This window comes from Sphingoaurantiacus capsulatus (genome assembly GCF_042648405.1).
GTDB lineage: Bacteria > Pseudomonadota > Alphaproteobacteria > Sphingomonadales > Sphingomonadaceae > Sphingoaurantiacus > Sphingoaurantiacus capsulatus.
On sequence record NZ_JBHRXV010000004.1, the window covers coordinates 148,442 to 165,742 of the forward strand.

Here is a 17,301-nt window from a genome sequence, read left to right on the forward strand (position 1 = left end):
CGATTCGCCGTTCATTTAACCTCCCTTTGGGTAGGTCGCGAGGCATCCACGAGTATGAGACAGTCAGTGTCATGACGATTGAACATTTCGACGTGCTGATCGTCGGCGCCGGCATCTCCGGCATCGGCGCGGGCTATCATCTCCAGGCCAATTGCCCCGATCGGTCCTACCTGATCCTCGAGGGGCGCCCCGACATCGGCGGCACCTGGGACCTGTTCCGCTATCCCGGCATCCGCTCGGACTCGGACATGTACACGCTCGGCTACGCCTTCCGGCCGTGGCGCGAGGCGAAGGCGATCGCCGATGGTCCGTCGATCCTGAAATATGTCCGCGACACCGCCGCCCACTACGGCATCGATCGCCATATCCGCTTCAACCACCACGTCACCCGCGCCGCCTGGTCGACCGCCGAGGCGCGCTGGACGGTCGAGGCGACCGTCGGGCCGGACGCGACGCCGGTCACCTTCACCTGCGCCTTCCTGTTCATGTGCAGCGGCTATTATAATTACGCCGAAGGCCATCGCCCGACCTGGGACGGCGAGGCCGACTTCGCCGGGCGGATCGTCCATCCGCAATTCTGGCCCGAGGGGCTGGACTATGCGGGCAAGCGCGTCGTCGTCATCGGCAGCGGCGCCACCGCCGTCACGCTCGTCCCCGAAATGGCGAAGGACGCCGCGCAGGTGACGATGCTGCAGCGCTCGCCGACCTATGTGGTGTCGCGCCCCGCCGAGGACCGGCTCGCCAACTGGCTGCGCTCGAAGCTCCCGGCGATGCTCGCCTATCAGCTGGTGCGCTGGAAGAATGTCCTGCTCGGCATGCTGTTCTTCAATCTCGCCCGCAAGCGCCCTGAGCAGACCAAGCAGCGCCTCGTCGCGATGGTGAAGGACGCGCTCGGCCCCGACTATGACGTCGCGACGCATTTCACCCCGCGCTACAACCCGTGGGACCAGCGCCTCTGCCTCGTCCCCGACGCCGACCTGTTCGATTCGATCCGCGACGGCCGCGCCGACGTGGTCACCGACCAGATCGACCGCTTCGTCCCCGAAGGGCTGAAGCTCACCTCGGGCGCCACCCTTCCGGCCGACATCGTCGTCACCGCGACGGGGCTGAAGCTGCAACTGCTCAGCGGCGTCGAGTTCAGCGTCGATGGGCAGGTCCGCAACCTGTCCGATGCCTTGAGCTACAAGGGCATGATGTACAGCGACGTGCCCAATCTCGCCTCGTCCTTCGGCTACACCAACGCCTCCTGGACGCTGAAGGCGGACCTCACCTGCGAATATGTCTGCCGTATCCTCAACCATCTGAAGGCGAGCGGCACCAAGATCGCCACCCCGCACCGCGACGCCGGCGTCGAGGTCGAGCCCTTCCTTGATTTCTCGTCGGGCTACGTCCAGCGCGCGCTCGACGTGCTGCCCAAGCAGGGCAAGACCAAGCCCTGGAAACTCTACCAGAATTACGCGCTCGACCTGATGACCTTGCGCTACGGAAAGGTCGATGACGGCACCATGCGCTTCACCAATCCGCCACAGAGTGCCGAAAAGCGCGTCCTTGCCTAAGTCTTGCGTCTAAAATGCCCATTGCCCTTTGCGCTTGCGGGCGGCTATCAGGCGCTCGACTTCCGCAAAGGGGGCACTGCGGCTGCGCGAGCGGCCGCGGCGTACAGTCAGGGACGAAAAGATGGCAGCAGTTGAATCGGTCGGCGAGGACGGCGTCCGCCGCCGCGACTTCATCTACGTAGCAACGGGTGCCTTCGCGGCCGTCGGCGGTGGCGCCGCCGCCTGGTCGCTGGTGAACCAGATGAACCCGTCGGCCGACGTGCTGGCGCTGGCCTCGATCGAGGTCGATCTGGCGTCGGTTCAGACCGGTCAGGCGATCAAGGTGAGCTGGCGCGGCAAGCCGGTGTTCATCCGCAACCTCACCCCCGCCGAGATCCAGGCCGCCAACGCGACGCCGATCTCGGAACTGCGCGACCCGCAGACGCTGGGTGAGCGCACCAAGGAAGGGAAGCAGAACTGGCTGGTGACGCTGGGCGTCTGCACCCACCTGGGCTGTGTGCCGCTCGGCGCCGCCGAGGGCGAGGTTCGCGGCGACTACAACGGCTATTTCTGCCCGTGCCACGGTTCGCACTACGATACCGCGGCGCGCATCCGTAAAGGCCCGGCCCCGACCAACCTCGAGGTGCCGGAATACGCCTTCAAGTCAGACACGCTCGTGCAGATCGGATAACGCCATGAGCTTTCCCTGGGCAAAGCATTACGAGCCGTCGCACCCGTTCATGAAATGGGTCGACTCGCGGCTTCCGCTGCCGCGGCTCGTCTACAACTCGCTGGGTGCGGGTTATCCGGTCCCGAAGAACATCAACTATTGGTGGAACTTCGGCGTGCTGTCGGGCTTCGCGCTCGTCGTGCAGATCATCACCGGCATCGTCCTGGCGATGCATTATGGCGCGAACACGCAGGTGGCCTTCGACTCGGTCGAACACATCATGCGCGACGTCAACGGCGGCTGGATGATGCGCTATCTCCACGCCAACGGCGCCAGCTTCTTCTTCATCGTGGTCTACATCCACATCTTCCGCGGCCTCTACTACGGATCGTACAAGCCGCCGCGTGAGGTCGTCTGGATGCTCGGCCTCGTCGTCTTCCTGCTGATGATGGCCACCGCCTTCATGGGTTACGTGCTGCCGTGGGGCCAGATGAGCTTCTGGGGCGCCACCGTCATCACCAACCTGTTCTCGGCGATCCCGATCGTCGGCGACACCATCGTGTCGTGGCTGCTCGGCGGCTTCGCGGTCGACAACGCTGCCTTGAACCGCTTCTTCTCGCTCCACTATTTGCTGCCGTTCGTCATCGCCGGCGTGGTGATCCTGAAGATCTGGTCGCTGCACATTCCGGGCTCTTCGAACCCAACGGGCATCGAGGTGAAGGGGCCGGAAGACACCATCCCGTTCCACCCCTACTTCACCGCGAAGGACGGCTTCGGGCTCTGCGTCTACCTGCTGCTGTTCGCCATCGTGGCGTTCTTCCTGCCGAACGCGCTGGGCCACGCCGACAACTACATCCCGGCGAACCCGCTCTCGACGCCGTCGCACATCGTGCCTGAATGGTATTTCTGGCCGTTCTACGCGATCCTGCGCGCCTTCACGGTGGACTTCCTGTTCATCCCAGCGAAGCTCTGGGGCGTGATGGCGATGTTCTCCGCCATCCTGCTGCTGTTCTTCCTGCCGTGGCTCGACAGCTCGCCGGTTCGCTCGGCGACCTACCGTCCGCGCATGAAGATGCTGTTCTGGATCCTCATCGTCGACGTGCTGATCCTGGGCTGGGTCGGCGGCGCGCCGGCCGAGGAGCCCTATGTGCGGATCAGCCAGCTCGCGTCGGCTTACTACTTCCTGCACTTCCTGGTGCTGATCCCCTGGGTATCGAAGACGGAGCGGCCGCTGCCACTGCCGAACTCGATCACCGAGGCGGTATTGGCGAAGAAGGGTGGCGCCGGCGCAGCCGTCAGCCAGCCGACCGGCGCGGTCGCCGGCCAGAACCCGGCCGAATAGGGGGCACCGATGCTTGGACGTCTCATTTCCTACGCCATCGGTGGCATCTTCGTCGTCGCCCTGATGTTCGGCGCCTTCGCCCCGCGCGAAGCGTCGCAGCCCGACCCGACGCACGCGCTCCACAAATACCCGATGAAGGTATCGTGGGCGCAGGACGGCGTGTTCGGCACCTTCGACCGGGCGCAGCTGCAGCGCGGCTTCCAAGTCTACAAGGAGGTCTGCGCGGCCTGCCACGGCCTCGAGCGCATCGCGTTCCGCAACCTCACCGACATCGGCTTCTCGGAGCCTGAGGTGAAGGCGATCGCCAAGGCCTATGACGTGCCGTCGATCGATGAGAAGACCGGCGAAGCCTCGACCCGCAAGGGCGTGGCGTCGGACTACTTCCCGAGCCCCTACGCCAACGAGGTGATGGCGCGCGCCGCGAACAACAACGCGCTGCCGCCCGATCTCTCGCTGATCACCAAGGCGCGCAACGACGGCACCAACTACCTGCACTCGCTGCTGGTGGGCTATGGCAAGCCGCCGGCGGGCCACGAAGTGCCGCAGGGGCTGCACTACAACCCCTATTTCGCGAACATCAACATCGCGATGCCGGCGCCGCTGACCAGCGAAGGTCAGGTGACCTACGCCGAGGGCCAGCCGAAGCCGACCGTCGACCAGATGTCGCGCGACGTCACGGCGTTCCTCGCCTGGGCCGCCGAGCCGAAGGCGGAGGTGCGCAAGCGCACCGGCGTCGCGGTGGTGTTCTTCCTGCTCATCCTCACCTTCCTCTCCTACCTGGCCTACCGCCGGGTGTGGGCGGACCTGAAGAGCGGCGCGCACTAGGCGCCGGGCAGGCAAACCGAACGAAAAGGGCCGCTTCCGATAAAAGGAGGCGGCCCTTTTCGTTTGGGGGCCATCGTGGCGGTTGCTACGACAGCGACATGAACGTCCGGATCATCGCCGCGCTGGCCGCAACCTGCTTCGCCGCCCCCGCCATGGCCGCCTGCGACATCGCCGGCGCCGCCAGTTCGGCGAAGGTCGCGGCGTGCAAGACCGACCTCGCCGACAGCGAGGCCGATCTCGCCAAAGCCTATCGCCGCCTCGTCGCGCAGACGCCGATGGAGCACCGCACCCAGCTCCGCAAATCGCAGAGCGCGTGGCTGCTCTACCGGCAGGAGCACTGCCGCTTCGAAGGCACCGCCAAACCCGGCGTCAGCGGCGGCACCCTGGCGGTCCTCGCCTGCACCGCCACGCTCAACCGGGCCCGTGTCGAAAACTTCGACGAGGCATTCGGCGTGCTGGAATAGGCCGCAACTTCGCCACGCCCGATTTGTCATCCCCGCGAAGGCGTGGACCCACTCCTGATCTGGGGTAGGCTCGATAGTGGATCCCCGCCTTCGCGGGGATGACAGTAAAAAGCGAGGCTGTGGCCGCTCTGCCCCGCCTACACCTTCTCCGGATACACCGGCTGGATATCGACCGGGATCGCCGCCATCGACGCGATCACGCTTTCCGCATGCGCGTCGAGCTTGGCGTATTTCGCGTAGAAGGCCTGCACCCCGGCATAGTCGCCGGCGTGCTGCAGCTTGACGAATTCGCCGACGAGATCGCGCACCGCCGTCTCCATCTTCGCATCGTCGACGCGGAAGCGCTTGGCGCCTTCATCCCACGCGAACGCGCCCTTCGCCTTCAGGTAGCTGTACTGCGCCGCCGCGCCCTGCCCGTGGGCCTCATCGATGCCGAAGCGCATCGCGCGGAACAGGCCGGCAAGATAGGTGGCGTAGAGCTGCGGCTTCTCTGCCGCCGGAATCTCGCCCTTCGACATCATGAAGGCGATGTTCCACACGCCCATCGCGTCGGCCTTCGCCTCCTCGATGCCGCTGTTCAGTTCCTTCAGCTCCTTGTCGACCGTGGTCTTGCGGCCGTTCACCACGATGCTGCCCGGCCCGAGGCTGTGCGACAGTTCGTGGAACACCGTCTCGAGGGTCATATACTTCTCGTTGACGAAACCGGCCTGCTCGGGGACCAGCACGAGGCTCGCCATCGGTTTGAGGATGCGCTCATATTTGGCGCCCAGCACGTTGGCGAGGATCACTTTCTTCGCGCCCTTCGCCTCGCGCACCCGTTCGTCGTTGGGCAGGTTGAAGGCGACGGTCTGCACGCCCGGCACATTGTCGCCGCCGCCGTGCACCTGCTCGACCACCACGATCGGCGACTCGAACCCGCGCTGGAAATTCTTCAGCCCGTCGGCGACCGGCAAATTCGCCTCCATGTCGCGCAGATAGCGCTTGTACTTGTCGAGCGCCGCCGACTCCTTGGGGTCCTTCACCGTGACGAAGGCTTCGAACGCGGTCTTCGCGCCGTAGAGGCCGTCGGTGTAGACCTCGCAAGGCCCGATCGCGACCTCGATCGGCGTATCCTCCAGGTCCATCCACGCCAGCTCCGACTCGAAATAGTCATCGGTGCGGAAGGCGGTGGCGCGCAGCTTGAGGAAGCGCTTCAGGCTGGCGTTGCTGGTGATGTCGGCCGCCTGGTCGAGCAGCTTCGCCGCCGGCTCGAGCCACTGTTTGTAAGCCTGCGAATAAGGCACCGCGACCAGCTTGGCGCCGTCGCGCCGCACCACCGTATAGGGCGAGGTCAACGCCGCTTTCTCCGCCGGGTTGGCGGCAAGATAGGCGTCGAAATCGGCCTTGGTCAGGTCGGCGGGGTAAAAGCCCGCGCCCGCCGGCTGCGGCTTGTCGCCAAAGAAGGGCTCGCCTTCCGCCAGACTGTCCCACGGCCCGAAATGCAGGTCGAACATGTCGAGCAGCGCCGCCTTGTTGGGCGCGTTGCCCGCCTCGATCGCGGCGCGGACCTGCGGATTCTCCTCGCTCACCTGGCGAAGGTAAATCTCGCTCATCAAATTGCCGGCCTGGATCAGCAGGTTTACCACCTGTTTGTCTTCGGCGGACAGGAAGCTGAGATCGGGCGCCATCTCGATGCGCGCGATCTTGGCGCGCGAGGCGGTCAGCGAACTGGCCGCGCTCGTCTCGCCACTCGCCGCCTGCTGGCCGCTATTGTCGGCCTCGCCGCAGGCGGCGGTGGCGAGGAGCAGGGCGATGAAGGGGGTGCTGCGCATGGCGGGATGCTCGTTCGTTTAGGACGATATCCCGCGACTCTAGCGTCCGCCGCCCACCGCGCAAGCGTCAGAGAAAGCTGTTCATTCCCTTGGTGGCGAACGCGGCGCCGGCCCAGCGAAACGCCAGGTGGATGCGATGGCCGAGCCTGCCGAGCCATTCGACCCACTGATGGCCATGTTCGGCAAGAACGATAAGGTCGATGCTATCGCGCATTGTCTGTCTCCCGTCGATCGTCGAGGGGGAAGCCCGTCGTCGGTAGGGAGAAGATGCCGGTTGGCGGCTATTCTTACCAACTCGTTCTCGACATGAAACCATAAGCTGTGCTTATTGCCATGCGATGCGCAGATTGCCGCCTCTCTCCGCCGTCCGCGTCTTCGAGGCTGCCGCGCGGCACCTCAATTTCACCCGGGCCGCCGCCGAACTCGGCATGACGCAGGCGGCGGTCAGCTATCAGGTGAAATTGTTGGAGGAGCGCGTCGGCGCGCCGCTGTTCCTCCGCGGGCCCCGCAATGTCGAACTGACCGAGATCGGCGCGCGTATTGCGCCCGCAGCCACGCAGGCGCTCGACCTGCTCGGCGGCGCGTTCGAGGCGGCGAAGGACGACCGCGAGGGTGTGCTCGTCATCAACTCGCTGCACACTTTCGCCTCGAACTGGCTGGCGAAGCGGCTCGGCGGCTTCCAGATGGCGCACCCCGAAATCGCCGTGAAGCTGGAGATATCCACCCATCTCGTCGACTTCGCCCGCGAGGATGTCGATGTCGCGCTGCGCGGCGGCCTCGGCGTCTGGCCGGGCCTGACCACCCATGAGCTGATGGACTGGACCTTCAAGCCCTACGCCAGCCCTGATCTGCTCGCGAGGCTCGACCTCAAGACCCCCGCCGACCTGCTGAACGCCCCGCTGATCGGCCCTGACGACCCCTGGTGGGCGGCGTGGTTCGCCGCCGCCGGGGTCGAGGCCGGCGACATCGCGATGCGCCCGGCGCTGCGCTTCAACATGCAGCAGCTCGACGGCAACGCCGCGCTCAGCGGCCAGGGCGTCGCGCTGCTCGACGCCAGGCTCTGGACCGACGAGATCGCCCGCGGGCGGCTCATCGGCCCCTTCGACATCCTTGGCCGGCAGGCGCCCGGCGGCGTCTGGCTGGTCTATCCCGAGGCCAAACACCGCTCGGCGAAAGTCCGCGCCTTTCGCGACTGGATTCTCGCCGAGATCGCCCGCTAGCCGCTGGCGGCGCAGGGCGATAGAAGAAGCCGGCCCCGCCCCGCTTTCCCCGAAGGACAAGAATGATCCGTCGTACGCTCGTCGCGTTGCTGCTGTCCGCCGTCGTCGTCCCGACCGCGCACGCCGCGCCCGCGCTGTGGAAGGTCAGCGATGCCGACACCACCATCTACCTGTTCGGCAGCGTCCATGCCCTGCCGCCGGGCATTCCCTGGTACGACGGCGAGATTCGCACCGCCTTCGAAAAGTCGGACACACTGGTGCTGGAGATGATCGCGCCGAAGAACGAAGCCGACCTCGCGCCGGTCATGATGGCGCTCGGCTTTTCCGACGGCCACCCGCCGCTGGCGCAGCGCGTCGCGCCGCCGGAGCGGCCGCGCCTCACCACCGCCGCGCGCGAGGCCGGCATCGCCACGCAGACCCTGAACGCGATGGAAACCTGGCTGGCGACCTTGATGCTGTCGATGCAGCAGTTCCGCAGCCTCGGCCTCGACGGCCGCCACGGCGTCGAAAAGCAGCTGACCACCCGCGCGGAGAGCGCGCGCAAGCGCATTGTCGGCCTCGAGACCGTCGCCGAGCAGATGGGCTATTTCGACAAGCTGCCCGAGCCCGACCAGCGCGCCTTCCTGACCGCCACCCTGAAGCAATGGCCCGACATGAAGGCGCGGATGCGCGGCATGATCGACAGCTGGGCGAAGGGCGACGACGCGGCGATCGGCACCGAGATGACCGCCGCGATGAAGGAGACGCCGCGGCTCGCCAAGGTGCTGATGACCGACCGCAACACGCGCTGGGCCAGCTGGATCAAGGGGCGCATGGCGCAGCCGGGCACCGTGTTCGTCGCGGTCGGCGCCGGCCACCTCGCCGGCCCGGACAGCGTGCAGGCGGTGCTCGCCCGTGGTGGACTGAAGGCCGAACGCGTGGAATAACGACGGCCATGTTCCTCGAAATTCCCGAGCTGCTGACCGCGGACGAAATCGCCGAGCTCGTGCACATGGGCGCGACGGCGAAGTTCGTCGACGGCCGCGCCACCAACCCGCATTCGAAGGTGAAGCAGAACCTGATCCTCGCCGATCCGGAGGCCTACAAGCGCTCGTCGCAGATCATGTTCGACGCGCTCCGCCGCAGCGAGGAATTCAACAACTGGGCCTTCCCGAAGACGATGGCGCAGCCCTGGCTGACCAAATATGGCGTCGGCGGCGGCTATGGCGCGCACACCGATGTCGCCTTCATGCAGCAGCCGAGCGGCCGCCCGCTGCGCTCCGACCTCAGCTGCACGATCTACCTGACCGCGCCCGAGAGCTATGACGGCGGCGAGCTGGTGGTGAACCTCGGCACCAGCCAAGTCACCATCAAGGGCGCCGCCGGCTCGGCGATCGTCTATCCGTCGAACACCCTCCACGAGGTGATGCCCGTCACCCGCGGCGAACGGCTGGTCGGCCTCACCTTCATCGAAAGCCGCATCGCCAGCGGCGAGAAGCGCGACCTGCTCTACGAGCTGAACGAGGTCGCGGCGCTCGAAGGCCTCAACATGAGCTGGGAGAATTACACCCGGCTGCAGCGGGTGCAGATGTGCCTGCTCAGGAACTGGGCCGAGAACTAACGGTCCAGCGCCTTCGCGATCAGCGGATGATCGCGCCCTGCCGCCTCCAGCCACGCCATGCCGCGCGCGATGTCGGCGCCATGCTCCTCGCGCGCCTGGTCGAGCACCTGCCCGCGCAACTCGGGCGTGTAGGCGTGCTCGGGCCCCTTCGAATAGCGCGTCATCAACGGACCCGTCGCGATCGCTGCCACCTCCACCGCATCGACCGCAAAGCCGGTCGCCGCGAATGCCGTCGCCAGCCCGGCCTGCGGGTCGGCGAGAAACGCCTGGAAATCGATCCAGCTCAGGCGCCCGGCATCGACGCTTTCCAACGTCACCATCTCGCTCGCCCAGCTCGCCGCCGCGCGTTCGCCGATGCCCAGCTCATAGAGCCGCCACGCCGCGGCGCCGAGCCGCTTGTGCAGCCGCCGCAGCCGCGGCTGCACCAACGTCTGCAGCTCCTGCCGCGAAGTCTCGCCGCCGAGGATGCTGGCGATATAGACCTCGGGTTTTACATGCATCGCCAGCGACGGCGTCGCGGCGGGCAGCGCCAGCAGCCGCTCGGCCAGCTCGCTGGCAAAGCTCGTCGCCTTGACGATCGTCCGCTGCCCCGGCGCGTAGGTTCGCCCCCAAAGCTTGGCGAGCGTCGCCAGCCGCCGCTCGAACGCGGCGGGGGAAATCTGGCTTTCCGCCGTCTCAAGATCGGGCAGCAATCGCGCCATCGTCCTGAGCGTCGCCGGCTCGCGCAGCGAATGGACGGCGGCATGCGCCCCCATGATCCGCGCCAGCAGTGTCGATCCGACATGACCAATATGGAAGATATAGCCGATCGGCCCGTGGGCCACCTCGGCCATCGTCGCGTCGATCGCCTGCGCCGCCGCCCAGCGCCCCGGCGTCTGCGGCCCCAGAATGCGCTGATCGAGGAAGCTTGCCGCGGCGAAGCTTTCCGGCGACATCTCGACCATCAGCAAGGCATCGCTCACCGGCTCGAGGCTGTGCGGATAGAGGCTGGGATCGTGGCGCAGCCGCGCGGCGAAGTCCGACATGACCGGGCTATAGCCGCCGCCGCAGCGTCACGGAAGCCGACCTTGCCTTTCCGCCCCTCTTCCGTTACTGCGCGCGCTCCCCGGCATGGTCATCCCTGGAGGCGTGCCGGGCTTATGCTGTTTGGAGATTATCATGAGCGAAGCGCTTAAGCTGACGGCCGAAGCGCGCGAACGGGCTGGCAAGGGAGCCTCCCGTGCCGTGCGTCGTGAAGGCCGCGTCCCCGCCGTTATTTACGGCAGCAAGAAGGATCCGGTGAGCATCCACGTCGAGGAGAAGCTCCTCGTGAAGATGCTGCAGACCGGTCACTTCATGAACACGGTCGTCGAGATCGACACCGGCAACGGCATCGAGCGCACCCTGCCGCGCGACGTGCAGTTCCACCCGGTCACCGACCGTCCGATCCACGTCGACTTCTTCCGCGTCGCCAAGAACGCCACGGTCACCGTGTCGATTCCGGTGCGCTTCACCGACGAGGAGAAGAGCCCGGGCCTGAAGAAGGGCGGCGTGCTCAGCATTTCGCGTCACGAGGTCGAGGTTACCTGCCCGGCCGACGCGATCCCCGACGATCTCGTCGCGTCGCTGGCCGGCTTCGATGTCGGCGAGTCGATCCACATCTCGGCGTTCAAGCTGCCGGGCAATGTGAAGCCGACGATCACCGATCGCGACTTCACCGTCGCCACGATCGCGATCCCGTCGGCGCTTCGTTCGGAGGAAGACGCTGCTGCCGATGCCGCCGAAGGCGAGCAGGCGGAAGCCGAGTAAGTCGCTGTCCGGGCCGGCGCGCCTCCGCGTGCCGGCCCGGCGGCCACCACCCCGATGCAGCTCCTCGTCGGCCTGGGCAATCCGGGCGCGCAATATGCGCTGCACCGGCACAACATCGGCTTCATGGCGGCTGACGCCATTGCCGAGGTGCACCACTTCGACCCGTGGCGGGTCAAGTTTCAGGGTCTGGCGGCCGAAGGCCGTGTCGGCGACTCGAAGCTGCTGTTGCTCAAGCCCACCACCTGGATGAACGAATCGGGCCGCGCGGTCGGCGAGGCGATGCGCTTCTACAAGCTCACCCCCGCCGACGTGACCGTGTTCTACGACGAGCTCGATCTCGCGCCGGGCAAGGTGCGGATGAAGACCGGCGGCGGGGCGGCAGGCCATAATGGCATCCGCTCGATGGCGGCGCATATCGGCGAGGACTTCCGCCGGGTGCGGCTGGGCATCGGCCATCCGGGGCACAAGGATCGGGTCACCGGCCATGTGCTCGGCAATTTCTCGCGCACCGAGCTCGACGGCTGGGTGCCCGACCTCTTGGGCGCGGTGGCGGCCGAGGTCGACTGGCTGCTGAAGGGCGACGACGCCCGCTTCATGAACGATATCGCCCTGCGCATGGGCGAACTTTGATCGTCATTCCCGCGAAGGCGGGGATCCATTACCGCCGACGCGCGGCGATGGGCACGACGATCGTCACGGCTGACCTTCCAACGGTCGGCGCCAATGGATCCCCGCCTGCGCGGGCATGACGAATTGAGAAGGTAGGTAGAGAAACATGGGCTTTCGCTGCGGCATCGTCGGGCTTCCCAACGTCGGCAAGTCGACGCTCTTCAACGCGCTGACCGAGACGGCCGCGGCCGCGGCCGCGAACTATCCCTTCTGCACCATCGAGCCCAACGTCGGGCAGGTGCCCGTGCCCGATCCGCGCCTGACCGAACTGGCGCGCATCGCCAGCAGCGCCAAGATCATCGAGACGCAGCTCGGCTTCGTCGACATCGCCGGCCTGGTGCGCGGCGCCTCGAAGGGCGAAGGCCTCGGCAACCAGTTCCTCGCCAACATCCGCGAGGTCGACGCCATCGTCCATGTGCTGCGCTGCTTCGAGGATGACGACATCACCCATGTCGAGGGCAAGGTCGATCCGCTCGCCGATGCCGAGACCGTCGAGACCGAGCTGATGCTCGCCGACCTCGAAAGCCTCGAAAAGCGCGTCCCCGCCTTCCAGAAGAAGGCGCAGCAGGGCGACAAGGAAGCGAAGATCGCCGCCTCGGTGCTCGGCCAGGCGCTCGACCTGCTGCGCGAAGGCAAGCCCGCCCGCCTCACTGACCCGAAGGACGTCGAGGAAAAGCGCGTGCTCGATCAGGCGCAGCTCCTCACCGCCAAGCCCGTGCTCTACGTCTGCAACGTCGAGGAAGGCTCGGCTGCCGACGGCAATGAATTCTCCGCCCGCGTTGCCGCCAAGGCCGCCGCCGAGAACGCCGCCGCCGTCGTCATCTCGGCCGCGATCGAGGCGGAAATCTCGCAGATGGACCCCGCCGACCGCCCGGCGTTCCTCTCCGACCTGGGCCTCAGCGAAACCGGCCTCGCCCGCGTCATCCGCGCCGGCCACGACCTGCTCCACCTCATCACCTTCTTCACCGTCGGCCCCAAGGAAGCCCGCGCCTGGACGCTCGAAAAGGGCTCGACCGCGCCGCAGGGCGCCGGCGTCATCCACACCGACTTCGAGAAGGGCTTCATCCGCGCCGAGACCATCGCCTACGAGGACTTCGTCCGCCTGAACGGCGAAGCCGGCGCGCGCGACGCGGGCAAGCTGCGGCTCGAAGGCAAGGAATATGTCGTGCAGGACGGCGACGTCATGCACTTCCGCTTCAACGTCTGATCGCCCCCCTCAAAGTGGTACTTTGAGGGGACCCCGCTTCGGCTAGAGTGCGGGCATGAAATATCTCGAAGATTATGAAATCGGCTCGCGCGCGTCGTTCGGCCGCTATGAAGTGACGCGCGAGGAAGTGCTGGAGTTCGCCTCCAAATACGACCCGCAGCCCTTCCATCTCTCCGACGAGGCCGCCGCGCAGACCTATTTCGGGCGGATCTCCGCCTCGGGCTGGCACACCTGCGCGATGACGATGCGGATGCTCGTCGACAATATCGAGAAGGAAAAGAGCGCCGGCCTCGGCTCGCCCGGCCTCGACGAGCTGCGCTGGCTGAAGCCCGTCTACCCCGGCGACACGCTGCGCGTCGAAGCCGAGATCATCGACGTCCGCCCCTCGCGCAGCAAGCCCGACATGGGCTCGACGCACAACCGTCTCACCGTCTTCAACCAGCATGACGAGCCGGTAATGACGATGCTCAGCATCGGCCTCGTCCGCCGGCGTCCGGCGGCGTGAAGCTTGCCATCGCCCTCGCCGCGGCGATGATGGCCGCCATGCCCGCGACCGCCGCCGACCCCGAAGCCCAGATCCGCGCCCGCCGCGCCGAGTCGAACGCCGCCATCGCCGCGCACGACGCCGCCGCGATGCGCCCCCACTATCTGCCCGATTTCACCATCATGCCCGGCTCCTCGGGTGCGCCGTCCGACCTCGACGCCTTCCTCACCCGCATCGGCACCACCTTCGCCGACCCCACCTTCGTCCATTACGTCCGCACTCCCACCAAGGTGACCATCGGTGCCTCGGGCAAGCGCGCCGCCGAGACCGGCACCTGGGTCGGCACCTGGAACAAGCCCGACGGCACCATGCGCCTCTCCGGCGTCTATCAGGCGATGTGGCTGCCCACCCCCGACGGCTGGCGCCTCAAGAACGAAAGCTTCGTCTCGCTCGCCTGCGAAGGCAGCGCCGCTTGCGCGACGATGGACTGATGGCGGGCGAGGTCGAACGCCTCGCCACCTGCGGTTGCGGCCAGCTCGGCATCCGCTGCCGCGGCGAGCCGATTTCGGTCTCGCTCTGCCACTGCCCCGCCTGCCAGCGCCGCACCGGATCGCCTTTCGGCATCGCCGCCTTCTTCGACACCGCCAACATCGAGGTCACCGGCGACTCGCAACGCTATGTCCGCGGCTCGGACAGCGGCCACGACCTCAGCTTCCATTTCTGCCCGGCCTGTGGCGGCACGCCCTTCTGGTACCCCCACCGCAAGCCGGGCGTGGTGGCGGTCGCGGTCGGCGCCTTCGCCGATCCGTTGTTCCCGCCGCCGGCCAAGGCGGTCTACGGCGCACATCGCCATGACTGGTTGCCGACGACCGGCGCCCCCTGGGATGCTGAAACCCGCTGACGGCGACGCCCGGTTCGCCACCAGTGTGCAGTAAAAAATGAACCCTCCCATTGGGGCGCCGGCGCGCTTCGCCTAAGATGCGCCGTCAACGGGGGAGGGCCTGATGATCCTGCGATCTGCGATGCTGGCGGCCGCGCTGCTGGTCGGAAGTTCGGCGCTCGCCGCGCCCGCCACCGGCAAGCTCCAACTCATCGACCTCACCGACGATTTCGCCCGCGAGTGGGACCGCACCGCCGCGCTGCCCGACGCCGAGCGTGTCGCCGCCTTCAAGGCCGCCTTCGCCAAGCTCATCCCCGGCTTCTACGACCATCAGCGCATGGGCCTCCCCGGTCCTGAGCGCTACGACGAACACCTCCTCAAGGCGCTGAAGACCTACCCCGAGAAGCGCGACGCCATCGCCGCGATGAGCCGCGATTTCGCCGCGCTGTTCGCGCCCGCGCTCGCCAGCTACGAGGCGCGCTTCGGCCCGATGACCGGCTATCCGCCGATCTACCTCGTCAACAGCATCGGCGAGTTCGACGGGGGCACCCGCGACCTGCCCGAGGGCGTGCGGCTGCTGTTCGGCGCCGACGTGATGGCCAAGAACTACGCCAACATCTCGGCGCAGCCCTTCTTCCACCACGAGCTGTTCCACCTGATGCACGGCCGCACCTTCCCCGAGTGCCAGCCGGTGTGGTGCGCCCTCTGGACCGAAGGCCTCGCCGTCTACGCCGCCGTCCAGTTGAACCCCAAGGCCACCGACGACGAGCTGCTGCTCAACTGGCCCACCCCCTTGCGCGCAGCCGTCGATGGCGACCGGACCCTGGCCGTCTGCGATATGTGCAAGCACCTCGAATCGACCGCGCCGAAGGACTACCGCGTGCTGTTCAGCAACGGGAAGCCGGATACCGCGCTGCCGGCGCGCTACGGCTATTATCTCGGCTATCTGATCGCCGCCGAGGCGGGCAAGACCCGCAGCCCCGATCAGCTCGCCGCGCTGAAGCAGGCGGAGGTGAGGCCGCTAATTGACGAAACTTTGGCACAGCTCGCGACCTGTGCGCCGGAGTAGCGAGTGAACAGGATCAAGAGCGCGATCTGGCGGGAGCGACTTACCACGTGGCTCAGCAACATACCCGCGCTGCTAACGGCAATCGCGCTCGCTATACTCATCGCCCATTTTTTGCTCCGCCCCGCCGTCCCCACCGACAGAATCCCAGGCACGGTGATGTCGTTCAGAACGACCGACAGATTCTGGGGCACCTACGTTGCCGCGGTCATCCGCACGGAATCTGGCCGGCAGCTCGTCGTCAATCTGCCAGCGCGCATGGCTGTCGCGTTGGCGACACCGTCACAGTCGAAATCCCGGCCGCACGGTATCGCGAGTGGCGCAAAAACCGCGGGAAGCTAAGCCCACAGGGCTGCCAACCACCCCGCTGAGGCTTACTTCGCCGCGAACGCCTGCCGCGCGCCGCCCTGCTTGTGGACGACGCCGCGCGCCATCACGAAGTCGACCTTCTCCAGCGCGGTGACGTCGGCGAGCGGGTCGGCGGCGACGGCGATGATGTCCGCCTGCTTCCCCGCCTCGATCGTGCCGATCGTCGCCGACCGCCCGAGCAGGTCGGCGGTGCTGACCGTCGCCGAGCGGATCGCCTGCGCTGGCGTCATCCCGGCATCGACCAGCAACTTGAATTCGCGCGCGTTGCCGCCGTGCGGCGACACGCCGGTGTCGGTACCGAAGGCGATCTTCACGCCGGCGGCGATGGCGGCTTTGGTGTTCGCGAACGAGTTGCTCGCCGCCTCGCGTGCCTTCGCCGCCGACGCGGGCGAAATCCCGAGCTTGTCGATGTTGGCGATGACATCGTGCGGCGCCAGCAAGGTCGGCACCAGATAGGCGCCCGACTTTTTGAACAGCGCGATGCTGTCCTTGTCGGTGAAGCTGCCATGCTCGATCGAATCGACCCCGGCCTTCAACGCCGCGTCGATGCCGTCCTTGGCGTGCGAATGTGCCGCGACCTTGCGGCCGAAGGCATGCGCGCTGTCGACCACCGCCTTGATCTCGGCATCGCTCATCTGCTGGCCGAGGCCGCCGGCGACGCTGCTCAGCACGCCGCCGGTGGACGCAATCTTCACCACGTCGGCGCCGCGCCGGATCACCTCGCGCGTCAGCTTCGCGCAATCGGCGGCGCCGTCGCAGGTCGTCGCCCCGCGCCGCAGCACCGCCGTCACCGCCTCGCTGTAGCCATGGACGTCGCCATGTCCGCCGGTGACCGAGATCATCGTGCCCGCATCGACGATGGTCGGCGCCGCCACCCGGCCCTTCGCCCCCGCATCGCGCAGCGCCTTGATCGCCGGCGACCCGCCGAGGTTGCGCACCGTGGTGAACCCCGCCTGCAGGGTCCGCTCGGCATACATCGCCGCCTGCAGGGTCAGATCCTGGTCGCTCAGCTTCACGCCGTCGAGCTCGTTGCTCGGCCCCAGTTCGCCGTCGAGGTGAACGTGCATGTCCATCAGACCGGGCAGCACGAAGCGGTCGCCGAGGTCGATCACCGTCGCGCCGGGCTCGGTGACGAAGCCGTCGCGCACCGCGACGATGCGCCCGCCCTGCACCACGATCGTCTGCCGGGCCTTGGGCGCCTGCCCCGGCACCGCGATCAGGGTGCCGGCATGGATCAGGGTCGTCGAGGTGGTCTGCGCCACGGCCGGCGCCGCCATCATCACCGCTACCAGCATCGCAACTTTCTTCATCGTCCCGCCTCCCCGTTGAGGAAGACGGTGTGCAACGCCCGCACGGTAATTTCAAACGGCG

19 protein-coding genes are annotated in these 17,301 nt (G+C 67.0%); 15 read left to right on the forward strand and 4 right to left on the reverse strand.

Annotated elements, in window-relative coordinates; translation table 11 throughout:
- Positions 1-71 precede the first annotated feature (71 nt).
- The 5 genes from ACFOMD_RS05915 to ACFOMD_RS05935 all read left to right on the forward strand — a co-directional run bounded on the left by ACFOMD_RS05915 (position 72) and on the right by ACFOMD_RS05935 (position 4,836).
- Positions 72-1,556 carry a flavin-containing monooxygenase gene (locus tag ACFOMD_RS05915; RefSeq protein ID WP_380858313.1) on the forward strand — a complete coding sequence of 495 codons (1,485 nt, stop codon included), beginning with the start codon at positions 72-74 and terminating at the stop codon, positions 1,554-1,556.
- A gap of 121 nt (positions 1,557-1,677) precedes the next feature.
- Entirely contained in the window at positions 1,678-2,226 is a 549-nt protein-coding gene (gene petA, locus ACFOMD_RS05920; RefSeq protein ID WP_380858316.1) for a ubiquinol-cytochrome c reductase iron-sulfur subunit, read from the forward strand.
- Positions 2,227-2,230: 4 nt separating this feature from the next.
- Positions 2,231-3,547 carry a cytochrome b gene (locus ACFOMD_RS05925; protein WP_380858318.1) on the forward strand — a complete coding sequence of 439 codons (1,317 nt, stop codon included), beginning with the start codon at positions 2,231-2,233 and terminating at the stop codon, positions 3,545-3,547.
- 9 nt (positions 3,548-3,556) lie between these two features.
- The gene (locus tag ACFOMD_RS05930; protein ID WP_380858321.1) at positions 3,557-4,372 is read left to right on the forward strand and encodes a cytochrome c1; all 816 of its coding nucleotides are present in this window, start codon (positions 3,557-3,559) and stop codon (positions 4,370-4,372) included.
- 98 nt (positions 4,373-4,470) lie between these two features.
- Entirely contained in the window at positions 4,471-4,836 is a 366-nt protein-coding gene (locus ACFOMD_RS05935) for a lysozyme inhibitor LprI family protein (protein ID WP_380858324.1), read from the forward strand.
- A gap of 137 nt (positions 4,837-4,973) precedes the next feature.
- Here ACFOMD_RS05935 and ACFOMD_RS05940 read toward each other — a convergent pair whose 3' ends face one another.
- Entirely contained in the window at positions 4,974-6,647 is a 1,674-nt protein-coding gene (locus ACFOMD_RS05940) for a dipeptidyl-peptidase 3 family protein (protein WP_380858326.1), read from the reverse strand.
- A gap of 67 nt (positions 6,648-6,714) precedes the next feature.
- Entirely contained in the window at positions 6,715-6,861 is a 147-nt protein-coding gene (locus tag ACFOMD_RS05945; protein ID WP_380858329.1) for a hypothetical protein, read from the reverse strand.
- 124 nt (positions 6,862-6,985) lie between these two features.
- Between ACFOMD_RS05945 and ACFOMD_RS05950 the strand changes: the two genes are divergently transcribed.
- The 3 genes from ACFOMD_RS05950 (at position 6,986) to ACFOMD_RS05960 (ending at position 9,467) form a co-directional block, all read left to right on the forward strand.
- Entirely contained in the window at positions 6,986-7,867 is an 882-nt protein-coding gene (locus ACFOMD_RS05950) for a LysR substrate-binding domain-containing protein (protein ID WP_380858332.1), read from the forward strand.
- Positions 7,868-7,929: 62 nt separating this feature from the next.
- The gene (locus tag ACFOMD_RS05955) at positions 7,930-8,793 is read left to right on the forward strand and encodes a TraB/GumN family protein (RefSeq protein WP_380858335.1); all 864 of its coding nucleotides are present in this window, start codon (positions 7,930-7,932) and stop codon (positions 8,791-8,793) included.
- Positions 8,794-8,801: 8 nt separating this feature from the next.
- The gene (locus ACFOMD_RS05960; protein ID WP_380858338.1) at positions 8,802-9,467 is read left to right on the forward strand and encodes a Fe2+-dependent dioxygenase; all 666 of its coding nucleotides are present in this window, start codon (positions 8,802-8,804) and stop codon (positions 9,465-9,467) included.
- Here ACFOMD_RS05960 and ACFOMD_RS05965 read toward each other — a convergent pair.
- Positions 9,464-10,492 carry a hypothetical protein gene (locus ACFOMD_RS05965; RefSeq protein ID WP_380858341.1) on the reverse strand — a complete coding sequence of 343 codons (1,029 nt, stop codon included), beginning with the start codon at positions 10,490-10,492 and terminating at the stop codon, positions 9,464-9,466. The genes ACFOMD_RS05960 and ACFOMD_RS05965 overlap by 4 nt on opposite strands.
- A gap of 133 nt (positions 10,493-10,625) precedes the next feature.
- Here ACFOMD_RS05965 and ACFOMD_RS05970 point away from each other — a divergent pair, with 133 nt between their 5' ends.
- The 7 genes from ACFOMD_RS05970 to ACFOMD_RS06000 all read left to right on the forward strand — a co-directional run bounded on the left by ACFOMD_RS05970 (position 10,626) and on the right by ACFOMD_RS06000 (position 15,564).
- Positions 10,626-11,255: a 50S ribosomal protein L25/general stress protein Ctc gene (locus ACFOMD_RS05970; protein WP_380858344.1), complete on the forward strand. Its 630-nt coding sequence runs from the start codon at positions 10,626-10,628 to the stop codon at positions 11,253-11,255.
- A 54-nt stretch (positions 11,256-11,309) separates the two neighbouring features.
- Positions 11,310-11,885: an aminoacyl-tRNA hydrolase gene (gene pth, locus ACFOMD_RS05975; protein WP_380858347.1), complete on the forward strand. Its 576-nt coding sequence runs from the start codon at positions 11,310-11,312 to the stop codon at positions 11,883-11,885.
- A gap of 145 nt (positions 11,886-12,030) precedes the next feature.
- Positions 12,031-13,131, forward strand: a complete 1,101-nt coding sequence (gene ychF, locus ACFOMD_RS05980) for a redox-regulated ATPase YchF (RefSeq protein ID WP_380858349.1) — start codon at positions 12,031-12,033, stop codon at positions 13,129-13,131.
- 55 nt (positions 13,132-13,186) lie between these two features.
- Positions 13,187-13,636, forward strand: coding sequence for a MaoC family dehydratase (locus ACFOMD_RS05985; protein WP_380858351.1), 450 nt, complete (start codon positions 13,187-13,189; stop codon positions 13,634-13,636).
- A complete protein-coding gene (locus ACFOMD_RS05990; protein ID WP_380858353.1) occupies positions 13,633-14,106 on the forward strand; it encodes a nuclear transport factor 2 family protein in 474 nt (157 codons plus the stop codon). The genes ACFOMD_RS05985 and ACFOMD_RS05990 overlap by 4 nt, the downstream gene beginning before the upstream one ends.
- Positions 14,088-14,516, forward strand: a complete 429-nt coding sequence (locus tag ACFOMD_RS05995) for a GFA family protein (RefSeq protein WP_380858356.1) — start codon at positions 14,088-14,090, stop codon at positions 14,514-14,516. Before ACFOMD_RS05990 ends, ACFOMD_RS05995 begins: the two co-directional genes overlap by 19 nt.
- 103 nt (positions 14,517-14,619) lie before the next feature.
- Positions 14,620-15,564, forward strand: coding sequence for a hypothetical protein (locus ACFOMD_RS06000; protein ID WP_380858359.1), 945 nt, complete (start codon positions 14,620-14,622; stop codon positions 15,562-15,564).
- Positions 15,565-15,935: 371 nt separating this feature from the next.
- On the opposite strand, the gene ACFOMD_RS06005 is transcribed toward ACFOMD_RS06000, so the two are convergent.
- Complete coding sequence (locus ACFOMD_RS06005) at positions 15,936-17,240, reverse strand: metal-dependent hydrolase family protein (RefSeq protein ID WP_380858362.1); 1,305 nt, start codon at positions 17,238-17,240, stop codon at positions 15,936-15,938.
- Between the last annotated feature and the right edge of the window lie 61 nt (positions 17,241-17,301).